The following is a 19905-nucleotide window of genomic DNA, read 5'->3' on the forward strand; positions in this document are numbered from 1 at the left end:
CCGGCGTAGGCCGGGACCCATACTCCGCGGCCCCTGCAAAGGGCAGGCGGCGAGACGTTTGTTCACCAATTTGCAGTCGTGGTTATGGGTCCCGGCCTTCGCCGGGACGACGCGGAGTTTTTCGCTGCTACGCCGGAATGTGCCGTGCGGCGGCGAGGCCCGCGAGTGCTTCTTCCAGCTTCTCGCGGTCGAGCGGCTTGATCAGAAAGCCGTCCATGCCGGCTTCGAAGCAGGCATAGCGGTCCTCCACCAGCGTATTTGCCGTCAGTGCCAGGATCGGGGTCCGGCGGACGGATTGTGCCGCTTCATGGGCGCGGATCTGCTTGGTGGTCTCGATGCCGTTGAGGCGCGGCATCTGGATGTCCATCAGCACGAGATCATAGGGCGTGCCGGCCGAGGTCGCCGACAGCCAGGACTCCATCGCCTGCTCGCCGTTGGTGGTGATGACCACGTTATGGCCGAGCCGGGTGAGCAGCGAGCGCATCAACAGCGCGTTGATCTCATTGTCCTCGGCGACCAGGATCGAGAGCCCCTTGTCCGGCAGCGCGGATGCAGGCGCAGCGGGCGCGGACTCGGCGGCCGCCTCGATCGCGAGGCTCGGCGCAGCGATTTCCGGAGACGCGGTCAGGCGCGCGGCGAGCGACGACGCGCGCAATGGCTTCACCAGGTAGCCGGTGAACATGGCTGACTCGGAAGCCGAAAGGTCCTGCCGCGTCGCCGGCGTGAACATCACGATGCGATGGGTTGCATGGAGGCGGGCGGCGTCGGCAAACGTCTCCATCGCCGGCGTGCCGAGCGTGTGATCGATCAGCACCGCATGCCAGCTCCGCTCCGGCAGCAGCGCCTCGGCGACGTTGGCATCCGACACGATGCAGGTCTGTGCGCCCCAGCGCTGCAACCGCCGCGAGATCAGCGAGACCTCGATGCTGTGCGGCGCCACCAGCATGATCGACTGCTCCGTCAAGTCGGGCGCGGCGAAGCCGCTGGCCTCGCCGGCATCGGCGGCGGAGAGCGGGATCGAAACCTCGAAGGTCGATCCGGCGCCCGGCGTGCTTGCGAGCGTGATGCGGCCGCCCATCCGCTTGACGATGCGGTCGCTGATCGAAAGGCCGAGGCCGGTGCCGCCATAGCTGCGCGCGATCCGGTCGTCGGCCTGCTCGAACTCCCGGAAAATGCGCTGCTGCGCTTCCGGTGCGATGCCGATACCGGTGTCGCGAACCAGGAAGCTGATCTCGTTCGGCCAGATGCCGGGCTCGACGATCAGCGCCACGCCACCGGTCGCGGTGAACTTGATGGCGTTGCCGGCGAGATTGAGCAGCACCTGACGCAGCCGCGCGGCGTCGCCGGTCACCTGCATCGGCAGCCGTTCGTCGACATAGGCGGCGATCTCGATGCCCTTGGTCTGCGCGCGCGGCGCCAGCAGCTCGGTGATGTCCTCGATCAGGCCGGACAGCGCGAACGCGCGGTGTTCGAGATCGATCTTGCCGGCCTCGATCTTGGAATAGTCGAGCAGCTCCTCGATCAGCGCGAGCAGCGCGTCGCCCGATGTCTTGACCGCCTTGACGTAGGTCATCTGCTCCAACGTCAGCTGCGTATCCATCAGCAATCCACTCATGCCGATGATTCCGTTGAGCGGAGTGCGGATCTCGTGGCTCGCCATCGCAAGGAAGCGCGACTTGGCGCGGTTGGCGGCGTCGGCCTGATCGCGCGCTTCGGCGAGCGCGTGCTCGCTCTCGGTGCGGTCGGTGACGTCGCGGCCGACGCTCTGCATCTCTGCAGGCGCGCCGGCATCGTTGCGCACGAGGCCTTCACGCCACGCGATCCAGCGCGGTCCGAGCGGTCCCTCGATCTTCTGGTCGTAGACCCGCGTGCCGTTGGATTCGAGCGCGGTGTCGCCTTGTTCGAGCACCTTCAGCGTCGCGGTGCTGCCGATCAATTCGCTGCGGGGCCTCTGCGCCAGCTCGCAATAGGCATCGTTGGCATAGGTGATGAGGCCGTCGAGGTCGCGCAGCACGATCAGATCGTCTTGCGCCTCGAACAGGGTGGAGGCGCGCTGCTCGGCCTCCTGCAGTTCCCAGTTGCGGTCGGCCATCGCTTCATTGTGCATGGCGATGGTGCGCAGCCGCTTGCGCATCAGCCGCAGGCGGATGCCGAGCGTCACGATCCAAAGGCAGGCGATCGCGAACAGGAAGCTGACCCCGATCGCGAATGCATTGGGATCGTAGCCGCTCTGTTGCGAGAGCGCGCCCGAAATGAACCCGAAGGCGCTGCCGAACGCGACAGAGAAGATCGTGAACGAACGGACGATCGTCGCGACCCAGGAATGGCGCCGGAGGAAGCGGCGAAGGCGCAACTTGATCCGGAAGAAACGCCCCATCAATGGTGACCCTGAAACAGCTTGATCTGGCGCTGACGATGCGTCGGCCAGCTTGCAAAGTGCTTGAAATTGGTGGCCATTTCGCGCTGCCCTCAGAACAGGGTTAGCGGGGGGTTAACTCCGCCATGACCCGGTTCGGGACGCGCGTGTCAGCTGCGGGCGATGCGGCTTCAAGTCGGCGGTGTCCGCCGCGGGCGCTGACGATCAAGGCCGCGGCATCCCGCACCGAGAACGTCTTCGATTGCACGAAGACACGGTAGTCGGACGGGCCAGCATCACGCGTCAGATAGATGACGGGGCCGGTTGCCGAGGCATCGCCGGAAATCCCGATCAGCTGCGCCGCCGCGCTGCGCTCGCAGGCGCCGGCCTCGGCATCGTCGATGTCGTCGATCACGGTGAAGTCGGCGGCGTCGGCGCTGTCGGCGATCTGGACCCGGACGGTGGCCTGGCTGGGGTCGTCAGTGAAGCTGACGTGACGCTGCGCCAGCCAGGGGATCGATGCGATCTGCATCGTGGCGCCACCCACCTCGATGCAGGGCCGCGGGCCCGGCAGGAACTCGGCGCGGGCAAGGACCGCGGCCACGGCAAGAGGGACCACCGAGGTCAAAATCTTCAAACGCAACATGACACAACTCGCTCGACCCAAGCTTGCCGCCGATCGCGGTGCTTATGGTTTGCGGAGCGTAAACAAAACTCGTTACCGCCGCGTTGACGCGGGGCATCGCGGCACGAATCGGGTCATGGCTGCGGTTCGGATCACGCGGCGCGGCGCAGATCGTCGGCCAATGCACGATAGGACAGCGCTTCGGCAAGGTGCAGCCGGCCGATCGTCTCGGCGCCGTCGAGATCGGCAAGCGTGCGCGCCACCCGCAGCACGCGGTGATAGCCGCGCGCGGTGAGGTGCATGGTGTCGGCGGCCTCGCGCAGCAGCTTCTGCCCATGCGCGTCGGGCTGCGCGATGGTCTCGAGCAGCGAGCTCGGCGCTTCCGCATTGGTGCGGACATGCGGCATGCCGGCCGCCGCATAGCGCGCGAGCTGGATGTCGCGCGCGGCCGCAACGCGTGCGGCGACCTCGGCCGATCCCTCTGCCGGCGGCGGCAGGATCAGATCGGCCGCGGTCACGGCGGGCACCTCGATCCGCAGGTCGATGCGATCCATCAGCGGACCGGAGATCCGCATCTGGTAGTCGGCGGTGCAGCGGTCGAGCCGGCCGCGCTTGCAGGAATAGCCGGGCTCATAGGCATGGCCGCAACGGCACGGGTTCATGGCCGCCACCAGCATGAAGCGCGCCGGATAGGTGACGCGGTGGTTGGCCCGGCTCACCGATACCTCGCCGTTCTCCAGTGGCTGGCGCAGCGAATCCAGCACGCGCGGATCGAACTCCGGCAATTCGTCGAGGAACAGCACGCCCTGATGCGCCAGCGAGATCTCGCCCGGCTTGGCGCGCATGCCGCCGCCGGTCAGCGCGGCCATGCTGGCGGAATGATGCGGGCTGCGGAACGGGCGTCGCGCGGTCAAGGCGCCGTCGCGGATCTCGCCGGCAACCGAGGCGATCATCGAGACTTCGAGCAGCTCCGACGGCGACAGCGGCGGCAGGATCGAGGGCAGTCGCGCCGCCAGCATCGATTTGCCGGCGCCGGGCGAGCCGATCATCAGCAGATGATGACCGCCGGCAGCGGCGATTTCGAGCGCACGTTTCGCGCTCTCCTGGCCCTTGATGTCGCGCAGGTCGAGCAGCGCTTCCTCGCGCTCGTGCACCTTCGGCTGCGGGCGCGACAGCACCTGCGTGCCCTTGAAGTGGTTGGCGATCTGGATCAGCGATTGTGCCGCGATGATCTGGATGTCCGGACTGGCCCAGGCGGCTTCCGAACCGCAGGCGGCCGGGCAGATCAATCCCTCGTCGCGCGAATTGGCGCCGATTGCCGCGGGCAGCACGCCCGCCACCGGCGCGAGCGAGCCGTCGAGCCCGAGCTCGCCGAGCACGGTGAAGCCGTTCAGCGCATCCGGCGGGATCGCGCCGATCGCCGCCATCAGGCCGAGCGCGATCGGCAGGTCGTAATGGCTCCCCTCCTTGGGCAGGTCGGCGGGTGCGAGGTTGACGGTGATGCGGCGGGCGGGAAGCGCGAGGCCGGAGGCGATCAGCGCCGAACGCACGCGTTCGCGGGCTTCCGACACCGCCTTGTCGGGCAGGCCGACGATCGCGAATGCGGGCAATCCCGGCGCAACCTGGACCTGCACGTCGACCGCGCGGGCCTCGATCCCCTCGAATGCGACGGTGGAAACGCGCTGAACCATGCTGCCCCTATCTTCCGCAATCGAGGGTAGCGGAACCGCGCGACGAGTGCAAGAACATTACAGGAACATTCGCGGCGCCAATTCACCGCGCGGCGCATCCGCTTCCGCCGGTGCGGAAGCGTCAGGCGTCACTCGCGATGACGCGCGCCTCGCGCGATCGAACACAGCTCGCGTCGTCGACAACTGCAGGAATCATTTTCAAGAATCATTCCAGCACGACGAGCATCGCGCGCTTATTGTCGCAGCGCGTCGTCGATTTCCTTGCTGCTTCAGTGATCGCACACTGATCGCGCGCGCAGTCTCGATCTATTCCAACTGCCGAGGTCTGTACTCGCGAGCCCCGCGCTGTAGAGCCGGATCACAAATCCATCCAGGCTGATATCAGGGGCGCCTTCGCGTGATCGATCGACTTGTTTCGCATTCCACCCGTCAACATCCAGCGCTGCGAACGATCGGTCTGTGTACCGCCGCCGTCCTTGCCGCCGGAGTCGCGACCGAACGCGCCGACGCGCAATCGGAACTGCCGCCGGTGAGCGTGGACGCGCCTCAGCAGCGCGCGATCACTGCGAATGCAAAACCGGTTCGTCGTCCGGTGACCGCACGCGCGAGCCGCGCCAACCGCGTGGCTCGATCCCAGCAGGCGACGCCGCAAGCGGCGGCACGATCCGGTGCCGGCGCCGGCGAGCGAGCCGGCGGTCCGGTGGTCGGGTTCGTTGCCACGCGTTCGGGCACGGCGACCAAGACCGACACGCCGCTGATCGAAATCCCGCAATCGATCTCGGTCGTCACGACGGACCAGATCAGGAACCAGGGTGCGGAATCGGTGGGCGCGGCATTGCGCTACACCGTAGGCGTCAGCGGCGACGTGAATGGCGGCTCGGACACCCGCTTCGGCGGCCTGCAGATCCGCGGCTTCGACATGACGATGCCGGGCCTCTATCTCGACGGCCTGCGGCTGCCGAGCAGCAACTATGTGCACTTCCTCGGGCTCGATCCGTACGGAGCCGAGCGCCTCGAGGTCCTGAAGGGGCCATCCTCGGCGATGTTCGGCGGCAGCGGCACCGGCGGCATCCTCAACTATGTCAGCAAGCTGCCGACCGCGCGCGAGTTCGGGGAAGTGTCGCTGTCCGGCGGCAGCTTCAACCGCTATCAGGGCGAGTTCGACATCGGCGGCCGCGCCAACAAGGAAGGAACGGTGCTGTGGCGCCTGACCGGCGTCGCGCGCGATGGTGAGACCCAGGTCGACTACACCAATGACAATCGCGTATTCATCGCACCCGCCGTCACCGTGAAGCCGAACGAGGGCACCACGATCACCTTCCTCGCGAACTACCAGAAGGAACGCACCGGCTGGGGCCTGCAATTCCTGCCGCCGTCCGGCACCGTCTGGGCCAATAACGGCCGCTACATTCCGAACACGCGCTTCGTCGGCGAGCCCGGCTTCAACCAGTTCGACACCGAGCAATCCTCGGTCGGCTACATGCTGTCGCACGACATCAACGACGCGCTGACCTTCCGCCAGAACCTGCGTTATTCGTGGATGCACAACGAGCAGAAGAGCTTCTACGGCACCGGCTATGCGTCGGCGGCCGACGAGGCCGCGGGCCTGCTGTCGCGCGGCGGCGCCGGCGGCAGCTCGACGATCGATTCCTTCGCGGTCGACAACCAGCTGCAGGGCAAGTTCGTCACCGGCATGCTGAGCCACACGACGCTGTTCGGCGTCGATTACCGCAACACCTCGTTCCGCGACATGGCCTCGAGCTACAGCACCGGTAAGCTCAACGTCTTTGCGCCGGTCTATACCAACAGCTGGACCAACAACGGACCGTATGACGACACCGGCATCAAGCAGTCGCAGGCCGGCCTCTATCTGCAGGACCAGATCAGGCTCGGCCGGCTGTCGTTCCTGCTTGGCGGGCGGCAGGATTTCGTCACCACCGACCTCGACAACAATCTCGCGAAAACGTCGACCTCGACCGATGCCTCGGCATTCACCGGCCGCGCCGCCGTCATGTACAATTTCGACAACGGCATCGCGCCCTATTTCAGCTATTCGGAATCATTCCTGCCGGTGCTGAGCGTCAACGCCGCCGGCGAGCTGCTGAAGCCGGAGTCCGGCGTGCAGTACGAAGTCGGCGTCAAGTACCAGCCGGTCGGCATCAATGCACTGATCACGCTGGCTGCGTTCGATCTGACCCGATCCAACGTCGTCACCTACGCCCCGCCGTTCTATTTCGCCGAGCAGACCGGCGAAGTCAGGTCGCGCGGCGTTGAGCTCGAAGGCACCGCGACGCTGGTCGAGGGCGTCAACATCCGCGGCGGCTACGCCTATGTCGACGCTGAAGTCACCAAGGATCCCGTCAATGTCGGCAAGGCGCCGACCACGGTGCCGCTCAACCGTTTCTCGCTGTGGGGCGATTACACCGTTCAGGGCGGCCCGCTCGCCGGCGTCCAGTTCGGGGCCGGCGTCCGCTATGTCGGATCGACGTTCGGTGACGACGCCAACACCTTCAAGGTGCCGGCGTCGACGGTCGTCGATGCGCTCGTCGCCTATACCAGGGACAATTATCGCCTCTCGCTCAACGTCACCAACCTCGCCGATACGCGCTACGTGGCAGCCTGCTACGGCAACACCAGCTGCTTCTACGCGGAGGGCCGCAAGGCGATCGCGAAGCTGACCTATCGCTGGTGATCACCCCACAACTTGCTGAAATCCCCATGAGACCCATCTTCGGACGACTGCATCGCTGGGCGGGTCTTGTCACCGCGGCCTTCCTGTTCTTCTCGGGCATCACCGGCGCGATCATCTCGTGGGACCACGAGATCGACGATGTGCTCAACAGGAAGCTGTTCGAGGTGACGAGCTCCGGACCGGCGATCCCGTCGGTCGAGCTCGCCCGGCTGATCGAGCAGCGCGATCATCGCGCCCGCGTCATCCACATGTTCATGACGGCGGAGAAAGGCGAGTCGCTGTGGTTCTTCGTGCTGCCGCGGATCGATCCGGCGACCGGCAAGCGTTACGCGCTCGACTACAACCAGGTCTTCCTCGATCCCAACACCGGCGCCGAGCTCGGACGCCGCTATTGGGGCGCGGTCTGGCCGGTGACCCGCGAAAACTTCGTCTCGTTCCTCTACAAGCTGCATTACACGATGCACATCCCCGAATTCTGGGGCAGCGATCGCTGGGGCATGCGCTTCCTCGGTGTCATCGCCGTCATCTGGACGATCGATTGTTTCGTCGGCTTCTACCTGACCCTGCCGTCGCGGCGGCGCGCAAGGGCGCAGCGGGCGTCGGCGATATCAGGCCCGCGCGGCAAGGGTTTCTGGACCCGCTGGGCGCCGGCCTGGAAGATCAAGACCTCAGGCAGCGCCTATCGAATCAATTTCGACATTCATCGCGCCTTCAGCCTGTGGACCTGGTCCTTGCTGTTCGTGATCGCATTCACGGCATTCTCGCTGAACCTCTATTTCGAGGTGTTCTCGCCGTTGATGAAGACCGTGTCCAACTACACGCCGACACCCTACGAACAGCGGCCATACCGTCATCTTGACGATCCGATCGAGCCGAGGATGACCTATGCGGAGATCGCCGCGCGGGCCGCGGCCGACGGCAAGGCGCGCGGCTGGACCACGCCGATCGGTTCGATCAATTATGGTCCGGCCCATGGCGTCTATGCGGTCGCATTCTTCGGGCCGGGCGACGAACATGGCGCCGCGGGCGTCGGGCCGGCGCAGCTTTACTACGACAGCGAGGACGGCCGTCCGCTCGGCGAGCGGCTGCCATGGGTCGGCACCGCGGCCGACGTGTTCGTGCAGATGCAGTTTCCGTTGCATTCCGGCCGGATCGCCGGCTTGCCCGGGCGCATCCTGATCTCGCTGATGGGATTGGTGGTTGCGGCGCTGTCGGTGACGGGCGTCGTGATCTGGTGGCGCAAACGTCGTGCGCGGATTGGCGCGCGAGAGACGATGCGCACACGCCCCGAGAGCCGCCTTGCGCCGGCGGAATAGGCCGGGCGCCCCGTGGGCTTCTTAAACCGGGCGGCAAATGCATTCGGGAGCGGCGGCGGCCGCTCCCGAGGCAGTCCGTCTTCGCAATCAGTCCGTCACAGGTTCATCTGCATCGGCTCCGGATAATAGTGGAAGCCTTCGCCGACCTTGGCGACGTGGCCGTAGCCCGGCCAGGCGAAGTGATAGGACATCACGGCCGTCTTGTTCGCGGCCAGCATTTCCAGCAGCTTGACCCGCGACGCCGCCGCCTGCTTCGGATCGGTGTCGTAGGAGAACTCCATCCGCGGACGCTCCAGCAGCAGCACCGCGTGATGCGAGAGGTCGCCGAGGAAGGCGAAGGATTTGCCGCCCGAGCTCACCATGAAGATGGTGTGGCCCACGGTGTGGCCGGGCGCTGCGATTGCCGTCACGCCGGGCAGGAATTCCTGGCCGTCCTTGAAGAACACGATGCGGTCGCGCACCGGCAGCAGGTTCTTGCGGGCATGCACGATGAAATCCTTCAACGGGCTGCCCATCTTGCCTTCGTCGGTCCAGAACTCGAGATCGCTCTGCGCGATGTAGTATTGCGCATTCGGGAACAACGGCTTGTCGTTGGCGCCGACGATGCCGCCGATATGATCGATATGCGCGTGCGACAGCACGACGGCGTCGATGTCCTCCGGCTTGATGCCGGCTTCCTGCATGCTCTTCTGCTGCCGCCCGGTGGTCTTGCCGAACAGTTGCGACGTGCCCATGCCGGTGTCGAACAGGATCAGCTTGTCGCCGGTGTTGACGATCGGCGAATTCTGCTCGAGCACGACGTTGTCGGGCGAGAGGAAGTTGTCGGAGAGCATCTTCTTCACCTCCTCCTTCGGCACACCGGTGAAGGTGCCGGAGGGGTCGCCGAGCGGAAGCGGCCCGTCGGATACGACGGTCACTTCGGCTTCGCCGAGCATGAAGCGGTGCCAGTAGGGTGTCTGCGTGCCGAGCTTCGGCGCGCGTGCCTGTGCGGTGCCCCCGAGCAGGGTGCTGGCGCCGAGACCGGCACCGAGCGCGAGCAAGGATCGTCGTGAGACATTGAGCGTCATAACGTCTTCCTCCAGAATTTTTATAAGATTTTCGCGTTGTGCCCGCGCGTTGACCCGCTGCTTGACCTGACGCAGGCAAGCGGATGCTGCCCTCGCCCGCGCAAGCTGGCAAGAAGAATAAGGAGAACGCATGCGCGATCGAACGCTGGCTAAAATTTCAGCCAGCTGTGCGGCGCACAAGGGAGGATTATTTCGCGGCGCGCTTCTTCTCGATGGTATCCCAGATCATCGCCGCGACGTTGGGGCCATTGAGCCGTTGGATTGCGCGGATGCCGGTCGGCGAGGTGACGTTGATCTCGGTCAGGTTGCCGTCGATCACGTCGATGCCGACGAACAGTAGGCCGCGTTCGCGCAGCGCCGGTCCGAGCGTGGCGCAGATTTCGCGCTCGCGATCCGAGAGTTCGGTCGCCGTGGCTGCGCCGCCACGGACCATGTTGGAGCGCAGATCGTCCGCCGCCGGCACGCGGTTGACGGCGCCGGCGAACTCGCCGTCGACCAGGATGATGCGCTTGTCACCATGCTTCACCTCGGGGAGGAAGCGCTGGATCACCCAGGGCTCCTTGAACGTGACCGAGAACATGTCGAACAGCGAGCCGAAGTTCATGTCCTGCGGCATCACGCGGAAGACGGCGGCGCCGCCATGGCCGTGCAACGGTTTCATGACGACGGCGCCATGCTGGTCTCGGAATGCGTTGATCTCGTCGAGATCGCGCGAGATCAGGGTTGGCGGCATCAGCTGCGGGAAGTTCATCACGAACAGCTTTTCCGGCGCGTTGCGCACGCTGGCCGGGTCGTTGACGACCAAGGTCTTCGGATGGATGCGCTCGAGGAAATGGGTCGAGGTGATGTAGGCGAGGTCGAACGGCGGATCCTGGCGCAGCAGCACGACGTCGAAGCCGTTGAGCGCCTCGCGCTTCGGCTCGCCCAGCGTGAAGTGATTGCCGACCTCGTCGCGCACGGTGAGAGGCTGCACCGGCGCCACCAGCTCCTCGCCGCGCAGCGACAGCTTGTCGGGCGTGTAGTAGGAAATGCCGTGGCCGCGCTTTTGCGCCTCGAGCAGCAGCGCAAAGGTCGAATCGCCGCGAATATTGATGCGCGCGATGGGATCCATCTGGACGGCGATCTTCAATTTCATAGACATGTTCCGCGAGGTCTGAGGATAACGTTAAGGGCTTGCATCGAATGCCGCTAACAAATGGCGCGGCAGGCTCTTCGGCGCAATCAGCACGGCGTCGAATCTGAGCTCGAATTCGGCATGTTCGGGATGCGCCATCAGCCAGGCCTGGGCGGCATTGATGATGCGCAGCTGCTGCCGCGGCGTCACCGCATAGGCGGCGTCGTCGAGGTTGGCACGGGCCTTGACCTCGACGAAGGCCAGCAGATTGCGCCGGCGCACCACCAGGTCGATCTCGCCAAAGGGGGTACGGAAGCGTCGTGCCAGGATGCGATAGCCCTTGGCGATCAGAAGCGCTGCGGCGCGGCTCTCCGCCGAGATGCCGGTCCGGAACGCCGCGACGCGCTCAGGCGAGGCGCTGTCAGTCTTCGCCATTGCCGTCCCCGATGATCTTCGCAAGCTCGAGGGCACGGGCGTAGACCTCGCGGCGCGGCCGGCCCGACAGTTCGACCGCATGGGCGACCGCATCCTTGACGCTGCCGCGGCCGAGCTGCGCCCGCAGCAGATCGTCGAGCGCATCCTGGTCCATCACCCCGGCATCATCGGCCGGAGGTCCGATGACCAGCACGAACTCGCCGCGTGTTTCCAGCGCGTCCGCGCCTGCCGCCAGCTCGGCGACCGGCGCGCGCGTGATCTCCTCGTGCAGCTTGGTCAGCTCGCGGCAGATCGCGGCATCGCGGCCGGCCATGATCGCAGCGAGATCGCGCAGCGTGTCCTGTACGCGATTGCCGGATTCGAACATCACGAGCGTCGAATCGACCCTCGCCAGCTCGTTGAGCCGGGCGCGACGCGCGTGCTCCTTCGCGGGCAAAAATCCCTCGAAGAAAAACCGGTCGGTAGGCAATGCCGCGACCGACAGCGCCGTCAGCACCGATGATGGCCCCGGCACCGCGATGACGGCATGCCCGGCGGCGCAGACGTCGCGCACCAGCTTGAAACCGGGATCGGAGATCAGTGGCGTGCCGGCGTCCGAAACCAGCGCGATCGCGGCGCCCTGCGCCAGGCGCTCCAGGATCTTGGGGCGGGCCTGGGCCGCGTTGTGCTCGTGGTAGAGCGCAAGCTCGGCGGCGATCGCATAACGCTCGGTCAGCCGGCGCGTGATCCTTGTGTCCTCGCAGGCGATGACGTCGACACCGGCCAGCGTTTCCAGCGCGCGCAGGGTAATGTCGGCGAGATTTCCGATCGGGGTCGCGACCAGATGGAGCCCGGGTGCCGCCCTGGGCGCGGCCAATTGCTGGCCGCCGATCGAAAAGGTTCTGGCCGCAGCGCCTGTCGTGGCATCCGAACTGTGGAGGGAACTGGCTTTTGCGCGCATAATGCCAATCTAGAGCGTTTTCGAGCGAAGTGGGTACCGGTTCGCGTGAAGAAAACGCGTCAAACCGAGAATCTAGAGCCCCGTTCCGATTCAATCGGAACGGGATAAGGCTCTAGAGGGATGGCAGCGCTTGCGCCACATCCGCAAACGGCGGTGACGGAACGCTGGCTGACGGGGGAAATGGAGGCCGCGGCAAGGGCGCCGCGGGGCCATAATCCTTTTGTTTTAGTTAACTATTCGCCGAGAATATGCCTGAATCCACCCGCCTCATCAGAGCTGGATGGAGTCCTGGCTGATCACAGTCGGCCAAGAGAAGAGAGACGATGGAAGGCCCGCATCACCGCAAGTCCCCGCCGTCGGGCACCACCCGGCGGACCGCGCTCGGCCTCATCGTGGGCGCGCCGTTGCTGACGGCCTGTTCCGGCATCCAGCAGAGCTTGAGCCAATTTTCCAGCAGCAACCCGGAAGCTGGTCCTGCCGGCCCGCAGCAGCAGCCGCAGGCGGTCGGCACCGGGCAGGTCAAGATCGGGCTGATCCTGCCGCTGTCGGCGTCCGGCAATGCCGGGCTCGCCGCCCAGTCGATGCGGAACGCGGCCGAAATGGCGCTGGCGGAATTTCAGAACCCGAACATCCAGCTCCTGATCAAGGACGATGGCGGCAGCCCGCAGGGCGCATCGCAGGGTGCCCAGCAGGCACTGTCCGAAGGCGCCGAGATCATTCTGGGACCGCTGTTCGCAGGCTCGGTGCCCGCCGTCGCGCAACTGACGCGGCCACGGGGAACCTCGGTGATCGCGTTCTCGACCGATTCGAGCGTGGCCGGGCGCGGCGTCTATCTGCTGAGCTTCCTGCCGGAGTCCGACATCAATCGCATCGTCGACTACTCGGCGGGGATCGGAAAGCGCTCGTTCGCCGCGATGGTGCCGGACAACGCCTATGGCAACGTGGTCGAGGCCGCCTTCAAGCAGGCGGTCGGCCGCAAGAACGGCCGCGTCGTCGCATTCGAGAAATACGGCGCCGACCGCGCGACGCCGGCGCGAACCGTGGCGCAGGCGCTCGGCCAGGCCGATGCGCTGCTGATCGCCGACGATGGTGATTCGGTGGTCGCGACCGCCGATGCCTTGACCGCAGCCGGCGCCAATCTGCGCAACATCCAGCTGCTCGGCACCGGGCTGTGGGACAATCCGCGGGTGTTCGCGAGCCCCGTCTTGCAGGGCGGCCTCTACGCCGCGCCCGATCCGTCCGGCTTCCGCAGCTTCGCCGGCCGCTACCGCAGCAAATATGGCGGCGAGCCGGTGCGCACCGCGACGCTTGCCTATGATGCCGTGGCGCTGATGGCGGCGCTCGCGCGCACGCAAGGGGCGCAGCGCTTTGCGCCGGAGACGTTGACCAATCCGTCCGGCTTTGCCGGTATCGACGGTCTGTTCCGCTTCCGCTCCGACGGCACCAATGAGCGTGGCCTTGCGGTCATGAAGGTGGCCTCAGGCGGCAGCACGCCGGTCGCAGGCTCGCCGAAGAGTTTTGGCGCTTGATTTTTGTCGGGCGGTCAAGCTGCCTTGTCGAGCGCCGGCACCCGCCAGCTCCTTTGCATGGGGTTGTTTTCGATATTTTGGCAGCGTGCACCTAGAGCGGTTTCGAGCGAAGTGGATACCGGTTCGCGTGAAGAAAACGCGTCAAAACAAGAATCTAGAGCCTCGTTCCGATTCAATCGGAACGGGATAGGCTCTAGGCGGCGAGATCCGCAACGACCGCGTCGAGCACCGGGAATCCCGACGTCGTCACCCGCAGTCGTCCGTCGGCGTCGACGGCGATCGCGCCTTCCTCGCGCAGCATCGCGATCCGGTGCGGGTCGAGCTGGCGGCCGGAGAGCTTCGCATAGCGCTTGGGATCGATGCCCTCGGCGAGCCGCAGCCCCATCAGCAGAAACTCGTCGGCGCGTTCTTCGCTGTTGAGGCTGTCATCGCTGACGACGCCGTGACCGCGCTCCTCGACGTTCAACAGCCACGCCTCGGGGCGCCGCTCGGTTGCGGTCGCGTGCCTGACGCCATCGATGTCGAGCCTTCCGTGTGCGCCGGGGCCGATGCCGGCATATTCCTCACCGCGCCAGTAGACGAGGTTGTGCTTGCACTCCGCGCCGGCGCGGGCGTGATTGGAGATCTCATAGGCCGGCAATCCCTCGCGGGCGCAGACCTCCTGCGTCACGTCGTAGAGCGCGCGCGCGGTCGCTTCATCCGGCGTCTGCAATTTGCCGGCAGCATGCAGCCCGAAGAACGGCGTGCCTTCCTCGATCGTGAGCTGGTAGAGCGACAGGTGCTCGGCCGCTTCCGAGATCGCCTGCTTCAGTTCATCGGCCCACATCCGCGGCGTCTGGTCGGGGCGGGCATAGATCAGGTCGAACGAGTAACGGTCGAACGCAGAGCGCGCGATCGCGACCGCGTCGAGTGCCTCGCGCGCGCTGTGCAGGCGGCCCAGTGCCTTCAGCGAGGCGTCATCGAGCGCCTGCACGCCGAGCGAGACGCGGTTGACGCCGGCTGCGCGATAGCCGCGAAAGCGCGTCGCCTCGACGCTGGTCGGATTGGCCTCGAGCGTGACCTCGACATCGCGCGAGACCTGCCAGTGCTTGCCGATGGCATCGAGCACGGCGCCGACGGTCTGTGGCTGCATCAAGGACGGCGTGCCGCCGCCGAGGAAGATCGAGGACACCTGCCGCCCCGGCACGCGCGCGGCCGTCGTCTCGATCTCGCGGGCGAACGCGCGCACGAAACGCTCCTCGTCGACCGGCGCATGCCGCACGTGGCTGTTGAAATCACAATACGGGCATTTCGACAGGCAGAACGGCCAGTGCACGTAGACGCCGAAGGCCTCTCGGTCAGCGTGGCTCAAGGCAGATCTCCGCGAGCTTCACGAAGGCGCGGGCGCGATGCGACAGGCCGAGCCCGAGCGGCGGCAGGCCGTGCTTCTCGATGCTGGTCATCTCGCCGAAGGTCCGCGTGTAGCCGTCCGGCAGGAAGGCCGGATCGTAGCCAAAGCCGGCAGTGCCACGCGGCGGCCAGACCAGGGTTCCATCGGCGCGGGCCTCGACCTCCTCGAGATGATCGTCGGGCCAGGCCACGCACAGCGCCGACACGAAGTGTGCCTTGCGCCGGTCCGGCGTCGTGGCGCCGCGCTCCCGCAGCAGCCGCTCGATCCGCGTCATCGCCGCCATGAAATCCTTGCCCTCGCCGGCCCAGCGCGCCGAGTAGATCCCGGGCGCGCCGTCGAGCGCGTCGACCACGAGGCCGGAATCGTCGGCGAAGGCTGGCAGTCCGGTCGCCTTCGCGGCCGCGATCGCCTTGATCGCCGCGTTGGCGCGAAAATTGTCGCCGGTCTCCTCGGGCTCGGCGAGGTCGAGCTCGCCGGCCGACACCACCTCCACGCCGTGCGGCGCCAGCAGTTCCCGCATCTCGGCAAGCTTGCCGGGATTATGGGTGGCGATGACGAGCCTTCCGGTGATTCGGCGGTGCATGACCAATCTGACTACGCCACCGCGATCTTTTGCAAGTCGACCAGACGCGCGACACCTTTGCGCGCCAGCGTCATCAGCGCCAGGAATTCACCTTCCGAGAACGGCGTCTTCTCGGCGGTGCCCTGCACCTCGATGATCCGGCCGTCGCCGGTCATGACGAAATTGGCGTCGGTATCGGCTTCGGAATCCTCGGCATAGTCGAGATCGAGCACCGGCGTGCCCTGGTAGATGCCGCAGGAGATCGCCGCCACATTGTCGCGCAACACGTTGGTCTTCAGCATGTTGCGGGTCTTCATCCAGTTGATGCAGTCGGCCAGCGCCACCCAGGCACCGGTGATGGAGGCGGTGCGGGTGCCGCCGTCGGCCTGGATGACGTCGCAATCGACCGTGATCTGGCGCTCGCCGAGCGCCTCGAGATCGACGGCCGCGCGCAGCGAGCGGCCGATCAGCCGCTGAATCTCGACCGTGCGGCCGCCCTGCTTGCCGGCCGAGGCCTCGCGGCGGGTGCGTTCCAGGGTGGCACGCGGCAGCATGCCGTATTCGGCGGTGACCCAGCCGCGGCCCTGGCCCTTCAGCCACGGCGGCAACCGCTCTTCCAGCGTGGCGGTCACCAGCACATGGGTGTCGCCGAACTTCACCATGCAGGAACCCTCGGCATATTTGACGACGCCGCGTTCCAGCGACACGGGACGCAGTTCATCGGGTGCACGGCGGCTTGGCCGCATGAAATCCTCCAGAAATCCGAGAAAATTGGCTGGCCGTGCTTGTAGGAGCGGGAAGGGGCAGCGGCAAGGGTTTTCGGCCCCGGTATGGTCCGGTACGAGGGGGCCGAATGCATGCTTGTCATCGGCCTCCCGGATCGACAAATTATGCAGTAATTGTGAGGGACTGGAGTGTGACTCACCACGATCCGATTGGCCTGATCGCGCCGCATGCCGGGCTCGCCCAGCTCAACGAGCGTTCGCGCGACATTTTTCGTCAAATCGTCGAAAGCTATCTCGCGACCGGCGAGCCGGTCGGTTCGCGCAACATTTCGCGCCTGATCGCATTACCGCTGTCGCCGGCCTCGGTCCGCAACGTGATGTCGGATCTCGAGCAGCTCGGCCTGATCTATGCGCCGCACACCTCCGCCGGCCGGTTGCCGACCGAACTCGGGCTGCGCTTCTTCGTCGATGCGCTGATGCAGGTCGGCGACCTCACCGAGGCCGAGCGTCAGTCGATCCAGACCCAGCTTGCTGCCGTCGGCCGCGGGCAATCCGTCGAGGCCGCGCTTGGCGAAGCCTTGACGCGGCTGTCGGGGCTGACCCGCGCCGCGGCGGTGGTGCTGACGCAAAAGTCGAATGCGCGGCTGAAGCACATCGAGTTCGTCCGGCTGGAGCCGGAAAAGGCGCTGGTCGTGCTGGTCGGCGAAGACGGCCAGGTCGAAAACCGCGTGCTGGCACTGCCGCCGGGTGTTCCATCCTCAGCCCTGACCGAGGCGACCAATTTCCTCAATGCGCGGATCCGCGGCCGGACGCTGGCCGAAGCGCGGCTCGAGCTCGAGACGGCACTGACGCAAAATCGCGCCGAGCTCGATCAGCTCACGCAAAAGGTGGTCGCGGCGGGCATCGCGAGCTGGTCCGGCGGCGAGAACGAGGACCGCCAGCTGATCGTGCGCGGTCACGCCAACCTGCTCGAGGACCTGCATGCGCTCGACGATCTCGAGCGCATCAAATCGCTGTTCGACGATCTCGAAACCAAGCGCGGCGTGATCGATCTGCTCGGCCGCGCCGAACGCGGCGAGGGCGTGCGGATCTTCATCGGCTCGGAGAACAAGCTGTTCTCGCTGTCGGGTTCCTCGACCATCATCGCGCCCTATGGCGACGCCCAGGGGCGGATCGTGGGCGTTCTTGGCGTGATCGGACCGACGCGGCTGAACTATGCGCGGGTGATCCCGACCGTCGATTATGCCGCGCGCATCGTCAGCAAGATGCTGGGCGGCTGACCGGAGGGCGATTTCGCTTTCATTTGACGGGTTTTCTTCACCCAAGCCGGAGATCCCAGTTCCCGAGACCGGTATGTTGCGCTTGATTTTCGCCGCCCAAAGCACGATATCCCGGCAAGCAATCCCCAAGATTTGAACCGACGCGAGTTTTCGAGAAGGCAAGCCATGACCGATCCGAACCGGGCCAATGACAACACCGAGAATTCGGCGCCGACGGGTGAGCCCGTGGTCTCGAAGCCGTACATCATGCCTGACGAGCCCGAGGCCGGATCGGCGGAGGCGCTGACCAAGGAACTCGCCGAGGCGCGCGACCGGACGCTGCGCACCCTGGCCGAGATGGAGAATCTCCGCCAGCGCACCCGCCGCGAGGTCGCCGACGCCAAGACCTACGGCATCACCGGCTTTGCCCGCGACGTGCTCGATATCGCCGACAACCTGCAGCGCGCGCTCGATGCGGTGCCGGCCGAGACCAAGGAAGCCGCCGATCCCGGCCTGAAGGCGCTGATCGAAGGCGTCGAGCTGACCGAACGTTCGCTGCTCAACGCGCTGGAGAAGAACGGCGTCAAGAAGTTCGACCCGATCGGCGAGAAGTTCGATCCGAACTTCCAGCAGGCGATGTTCGAGGTGCCTGATCCGTCGGTGCCGTCGGGCACCGTGGTGCAGGTCGTGCAGGCCGGTTACATGATCGGCGAGCGCATCCTGCGCCCGGCACTGGTCGGCGTCTCCAAGGGCGGCGCCAAGGCCGCCCCGACCGCCGACATCACCGCCTGATCCATCCCGATCCCGGCTGCGCGTTTGTGAGCTCGCGGATTGCGCGGGCTCACGGTCGCGGCTTCTCGTGTGCCTTCGGCCAATAGGTGCCGAAGCTCCAGAGATTTCCTTCCGGATCGCGGCAGGCGAAGTCGCGGCTGCCATAGTCGGTATCGCGCAGTTCCATCTCGATCTTGGCGCCGGCAGCCTTGACCTTCGCGTGCAGCGCGTCGGGATCGTCGACCGCGATATAGATCGAGTCGGTGCGGCGGTTGTCGAGGTCGCCGACCAGCCTGCCATATGCGTCGTCGCGGCTCTGGCCCAGCATCAGCATCGAGGAACCATAGGCGAGCTCGGCGTGATGGATCACGCCGCCATCGCGGTAGACGACGTGTTCGGTGAACCCAAGCACCGTCGTGAGCCAATTGGTCATCGCCTCGGCGTCCTTGCAGCGCAGGGTCGGGTAGATGCGGGGCGGTTCGATGTCGTGCGTCATGGTCGCTCACCTCCTTGGCTGACGGCGCCATCCTGCACGAGGCAACGCGGCGTCGGCTTGAAGGTTTGTTACCAGTCCGCCAGCCCATCGCCGGCGTGAACCAGCCGGCGGTCGGTCAGCGCCTGGCGGCGCGCCCAGGCGGTTGGCGGTTCGCCTGCGAATTCGACGAACTCGCGGGCGAGATGGGCCTGGTCGGCATAGCCGCTTTCCGCCGCGATCCCCGCCCAGCCAAGCGCAGCGCCGCTTTGTGCCAGCCGGCTCGCCCGGTGAAACCGCATCATGCGCGCCAGCGATTTGGGGGCGAGGCCGAGTTCGGACCGAAACCGGCCGGCCAGATGCTTGCGGCTCCAGCCGATCTCGTCGGCCAATGCCGTGATGCTGATAGCGCCGGCCGAACGCGCCAGTTTTCGATAGGCGAACGCGATTTCGGGAGACGGCATGTGGCCGGCGCGCCGCAGCACGAACGCCTCGATCAGGTCGAAGCGGCGCTGCCAGCACGTCACGGCGCCGAGCTGTTCGCGCAGACGACGGCCATCATGGCCGAGCACATCGTCGATATCGACCATGCGCCCGACCAGGTCGGTCACGACGCCGCCGAAGAAGCTGTAGGCGCCGAGCGGGGTGAAATCGACCTGCACGCAGGCGGCGCGCCCGTCGGACTCGATGTAGACAGGCCCGGCATGCAGGCCGGCGGCGAAGCTGAGCTGACGATCGGCCGCACTGGGCTCGCGCGACAGCGCGATCAGGAACGGCGAGCCGAAACTGATGATCAGCGGGACGATCAGCGGCGCGGTCTGCCGTTGTGCGAACCGGCCCGTCGCGGTCTCGCGATAACCGGTGATCCGGACGATCAGGCCCGCCAGGCGCGGCGATGGCAGGCGCTGCGCGAGATCGAATGCAAGAGGTGACGTAGACTCGGCCATGCGAATCTCGCGAG

Annotated in this window: 17 protein-coding genes; 5 read left to right on the forward strand and 12 right to left on the reverse strand. The window is 66.1% G+C overall.

The genetic code is table 11. The annotated features are described in order from the left end of the window. Window positions 1–127 precede the first annotated feature (127 nt). The 3 genes from J6525_RS04860 to J6525_RS04870 all read right to left on the reverse strand — a co-directional run bounded on the left by J6525_RS04860 (window position 128) and on the right by J6525_RS04870 (window position 4672). On the reverse strand, window positions 128–2377 hold the full coding sequence (locus J6525_RS04860; RefSeq protein WP_225642457.1) for a PAS domain-containing hybrid sensor histidine kinase/response regulator: 2250 nt from the start codon (window positions 2375–2377) through the stop codon (window positions 128–130). A 103-nt stretch (window positions 2378–2480) separates the two neighbouring features. Beyond that, window positions 2481–3002: a hypothetical protein gene (locus tag J6525_RS04865; RefSeq protein ID WP_176936802.1), complete on the reverse strand. Its 522-nt coding sequence runs from the start codon at window positions 3000–3002 to the stop codon at window positions 2481–2483. 131 nt (window positions 3003–3133) lie between these two features. Beyond that, entirely contained in the window at window positions 3134–4672 is a 1539-nt protein-coding gene (locus tag J6525_RS04870; RefSeq protein ID WP_225642459.1) for a YifB family Mg chelatase-like AAA ATPase, read from the reverse strand. A 700-nt stretch (window positions 4673–5372) separates the two neighbouring features. Here J6525_RS04870 and J6525_RS04875 point away from each other — a divergent pair. Both J6525_RS04875 and fsrB read left to right on the forward strand, forming a co-directional pair. Further along, window positions 5373–7364, forward strand: a complete 1992-nt coding sequence (locus J6525_RS04875) for a TonB-dependent siderophore receptor (RefSeq protein WP_225642596.1) — start codon at window positions 5373–5375, stop codon at window positions 7362–7364. Window positions 7365–7390: 26 nt separating this feature from the next. Further along, window positions 7391–8680 carry a siderophore utilization protein FsrB gene (gene fsrB / locus J6525_RS04880; RefSeq protein ID WP_225642461.1) on the forward strand — a complete coding sequence of 430 codons (1290 nt, stop codon included), beginning with the start codon at window positions 7391–7393 and terminating at the stop codon, window positions 8678–8680. 95 nt (window positions 8681–8775) lie between these two features. On the opposite strand, the gene J6525_RS04885 is transcribed toward fsrB, so the two are convergent. From J6525_RS04885 to rsmI, 4 genes are all read right to left on the reverse strand, one after another. Next, window positions 8776–9747, reverse strand: a complete 972-nt coding sequence (locus tag J6525_RS04885) for an MBL fold metallo-hydrolase (RefSeq protein WP_225642463.1) — start codon at window positions 9745–9747, stop codon at window positions 8776–8778. Between the two features lie 187 nt (window positions 9748–9934). Further along, window positions 9935–10882: a glutathione synthase gene (gene gshB, locus J6525_RS04890; protein WP_225642465.1), complete on the reverse strand. Its 948-nt coding sequence runs from the start codon at window positions 10880–10882 to the stop codon at window positions 9935–9937. Window positions 10883–10912: 30 nt separating this feature from the next. Then, window positions 10913–11296, reverse strand: coding sequence for a YraN family protein (locus tag J6525_RS04895; protein WP_225642467.1), 384 nt, complete (start codon window positions 11294–11296; stop codon window positions 10913–10915). Continuing rightward, entirely contained in the window at window positions 11283–12236 is a 954-nt protein-coding gene (gene rsmI / locus J6525_RS04900; protein ID WP_225642469.1) for a 16S rRNA (cytidine(1402)-2'-O)-methyltransferase, read from the reverse strand. The genes J6525_RS04895 and rsmI overlap by 14 nt, the downstream gene beginning before the upstream one ends. Window positions 12237–12559: 323 nt before the next feature. Here rsmI and J6525_RS04905 point away from each other — a divergent pair, with 323 nt between their 5' ends. After that, window positions 12560–13765, forward strand: coding sequence for a penicillin-binding protein activator (locus J6525_RS04905; protein ID WP_092081173.1), 1206 nt, complete (start codon window positions 12560–12562; stop codon window positions 13763–13765). A gap of 193 nt (window positions 13766–13958) precedes the next feature. Here the strand turns inward: J6525_RS04905 and hemW are convergent, their stop codons facing one another. Genes hemW through rph form a run of 3 tightly spaced genes read right to left on the reverse strand, consistent with a single transcriptional unit; the run spans window position 13959 to window position 16463 of the window. Further along, on the reverse strand, window positions 13959–15116 hold the full coding sequence (gene hemW, locus J6525_RS04910; protein WP_092081171.1) for a radical SAM family heme chaperone HemW: 1158 nt from the start codon (window positions 15114–15116) through the stop codon (window positions 13959–13961). Then, window positions 15103–15738 (reverse strand): RdgB/HAM1 family non-canonical purine NTP pyrophosphatase, encoded by a 636-nt coding sequence (rdgB, locus tag J6525_RS04915; protein WP_092081169.1) that lies wholly within the window; start codon window positions 15736–15738, stop codon window positions 15103–15105. The genes hemW and rdgB overlap by 14 nt, the downstream gene beginning before the upstream one ends. An 11-nt stretch (window positions 15739–15749) precedes the next feature. Next, entirely contained in the window at window positions 15750–16463 is a 714-nt protein-coding gene (gene rph, locus J6525_RS04920) for a ribonuclease PH (protein WP_092081167.1), read from the reverse strand. Window positions 16464–16633: 170 nt separating this feature from the next. Here rph and hrcA point away from each other — a divergent pair, with 170 nt between their 5' ends. Both hrcA and grpE read left to right on the forward strand, forming a co-directional pair. Continuing rightward, a complete protein-coding gene (gene hrcA / locus J6525_RS04925) occupies window positions 16634–17722 on the forward strand; it encodes a heat-inducible transcriptional repressor HrcA (protein ID WP_092081165.1) in 1089 nt (362 codons plus the stop codon). 165 nt (window positions 17723–17887) lie between these two features. Continuing rightward, window positions 17888–18493: a nucleotide exchange factor GrpE gene (gene grpE, locus J6525_RS04930; RefSeq protein WP_028341763.1), complete on the forward strand. Its 606-nt coding sequence runs from the start codon at window positions 17888–17890 to the stop codon at window positions 18491–18493. Between the two features lie 49 nt (window positions 18494–18542). Here grpE and J6525_RS04935 read toward each other — a convergent pair whose 3' ends face one another. Beyond that, window positions 18543–18968: a VOC family protein gene (locus J6525_RS04935; RefSeq protein WP_028341762.1), complete on the reverse strand. Its 426-nt coding sequence runs from the start codon at window positions 18966–18968 to the stop codon at window positions 18543–18545. A 68-nt stretch (window positions 18969–19036) separates the two neighbouring features. Beyond that, the gene (locus tag J6525_RS04940) at window positions 19037–19891 is read right to left on the reverse strand and encodes an AraC family transcriptional regulator (RefSeq protein ID WP_225642471.1); all 855 of its coding nucleotides are present in this window, start codon (window positions 19889–19891) and stop codon (window positions 19037–19039) included. Window positions 19892–19905 lie beyond the last annotated feature (14 nt).

The sequence above is a fragment of the Bradyrhizobium australafricanum genome, from assembly GCF_020329495.1.
GTDB lineage: Bacteria > Pseudomonadota > Alphaproteobacteria > Rhizobiales > Xanthobacteraceae > Bradyrhizobium > Bradyrhizobium australafricanum.

What these genes read in the sequence shown, in the direction of transcription:
- rph (WP_092081167.1), bottom strand. Translation starts at nt 16,463, where the DNA reads ATGCGGCCAAGCCGCCGTGCACCCGATGAACTGCGTCCCGTGTCGCTG.
- grpE (WP_028341763.1), top strand. Translation starts at nt 17,888, where the DNA reads ATGACCGATCCGAACCGGGCCAATGACAACACCGAGAATTCGGCGCCG.
- J6525_RS04935 (WP_028341762.1), bottom strand. Translation starts at nt 18,968, where the DNA reads ATGACGCACGACATCGAACCGCCCCGCATCTACCCGACCCTGCGCTGC.
- J6525_RS04860 (WP_225642457.1), bottom strand. Translation starts at nt 2,377, where the DNA reads ATGGGGCGTTTCTTCCGGATCAAGTTGCGCCTTCGCCGCTTCCTCCGG.
- J6525_RS04865 (WP_176936802.1), bottom strand. Translation starts at nt 3,002, where the DNA reads ATGTTGCGTTTGAAGATTTTGACCTCGGTGGTCCCTCTTGCCGTGGCC.
- gshB (WP_225642465.1), bottom strand. Translation starts at nt 10,882, where the DNA reads ATGAAATTGAAGATCGCCGTCCAGATGGATCCCATCGCGCGCATCAAT.
- J6525_RS04905 (WP_092081173.1), top strand. Translation starts at nt 12,560, where the DNA reads ATGGAAGGCCCGCATCACCGCAAGTCCCCGCCGTCGGGCACCACCCGG.
- rsmI (WP_225642469.1), bottom strand. Translation starts at nt 12,236, where the DNA reads ATGCGCGCAAAAGCCAGTTCCCTCCACAGTTCGGATGCCACGACAGGC.
- J6525_RS04885 (WP_225642463.1), bottom strand. Translation starts at nt 9,747, where the DNA reads ATGACGCTCAATGTCTCACGACGATCCTTGCTCGCGCTCGGTGCCGGT.
- rdgB (WP_092081169.1), bottom strand. Translation starts at nt 15,738, where the DNA reads ATGCACCGCCGAATCACCGGAAGGCTCGTCATCGCCACCCATAATCCC.
- J6525_RS04895 (WP_225642467.1), bottom strand. Translation starts at nt 11,296, where the DNA reads ATGGCGAAGACTGACAGCGCCTCGCCTGAGCGCGTCGCGGCGTTCCGG.
- J6525_RS04940 (WP_225642471.1), bottom strand. Translation starts at nt 19,891, where the DNA reads ATGGCCGAGTCTACGTCACCTCTTGCATTCGATCTCGCGCAGCGCCTG.
- J6525_RS04870 (WP_225642459.1), bottom strand. Translation starts at nt 4,672, where the DNA reads ATGGTTCAGCGCGTTTCCACCGTCGCATTCGAGGGGATCGAGGCCCGC.
- fsrB (WP_225642461.1), top strand. Translation starts at nt 7,391, where the DNA reads ATGAGACCCATCTTCGGACGACTGCATCGCTGGGCGGGTCTTGTCACC.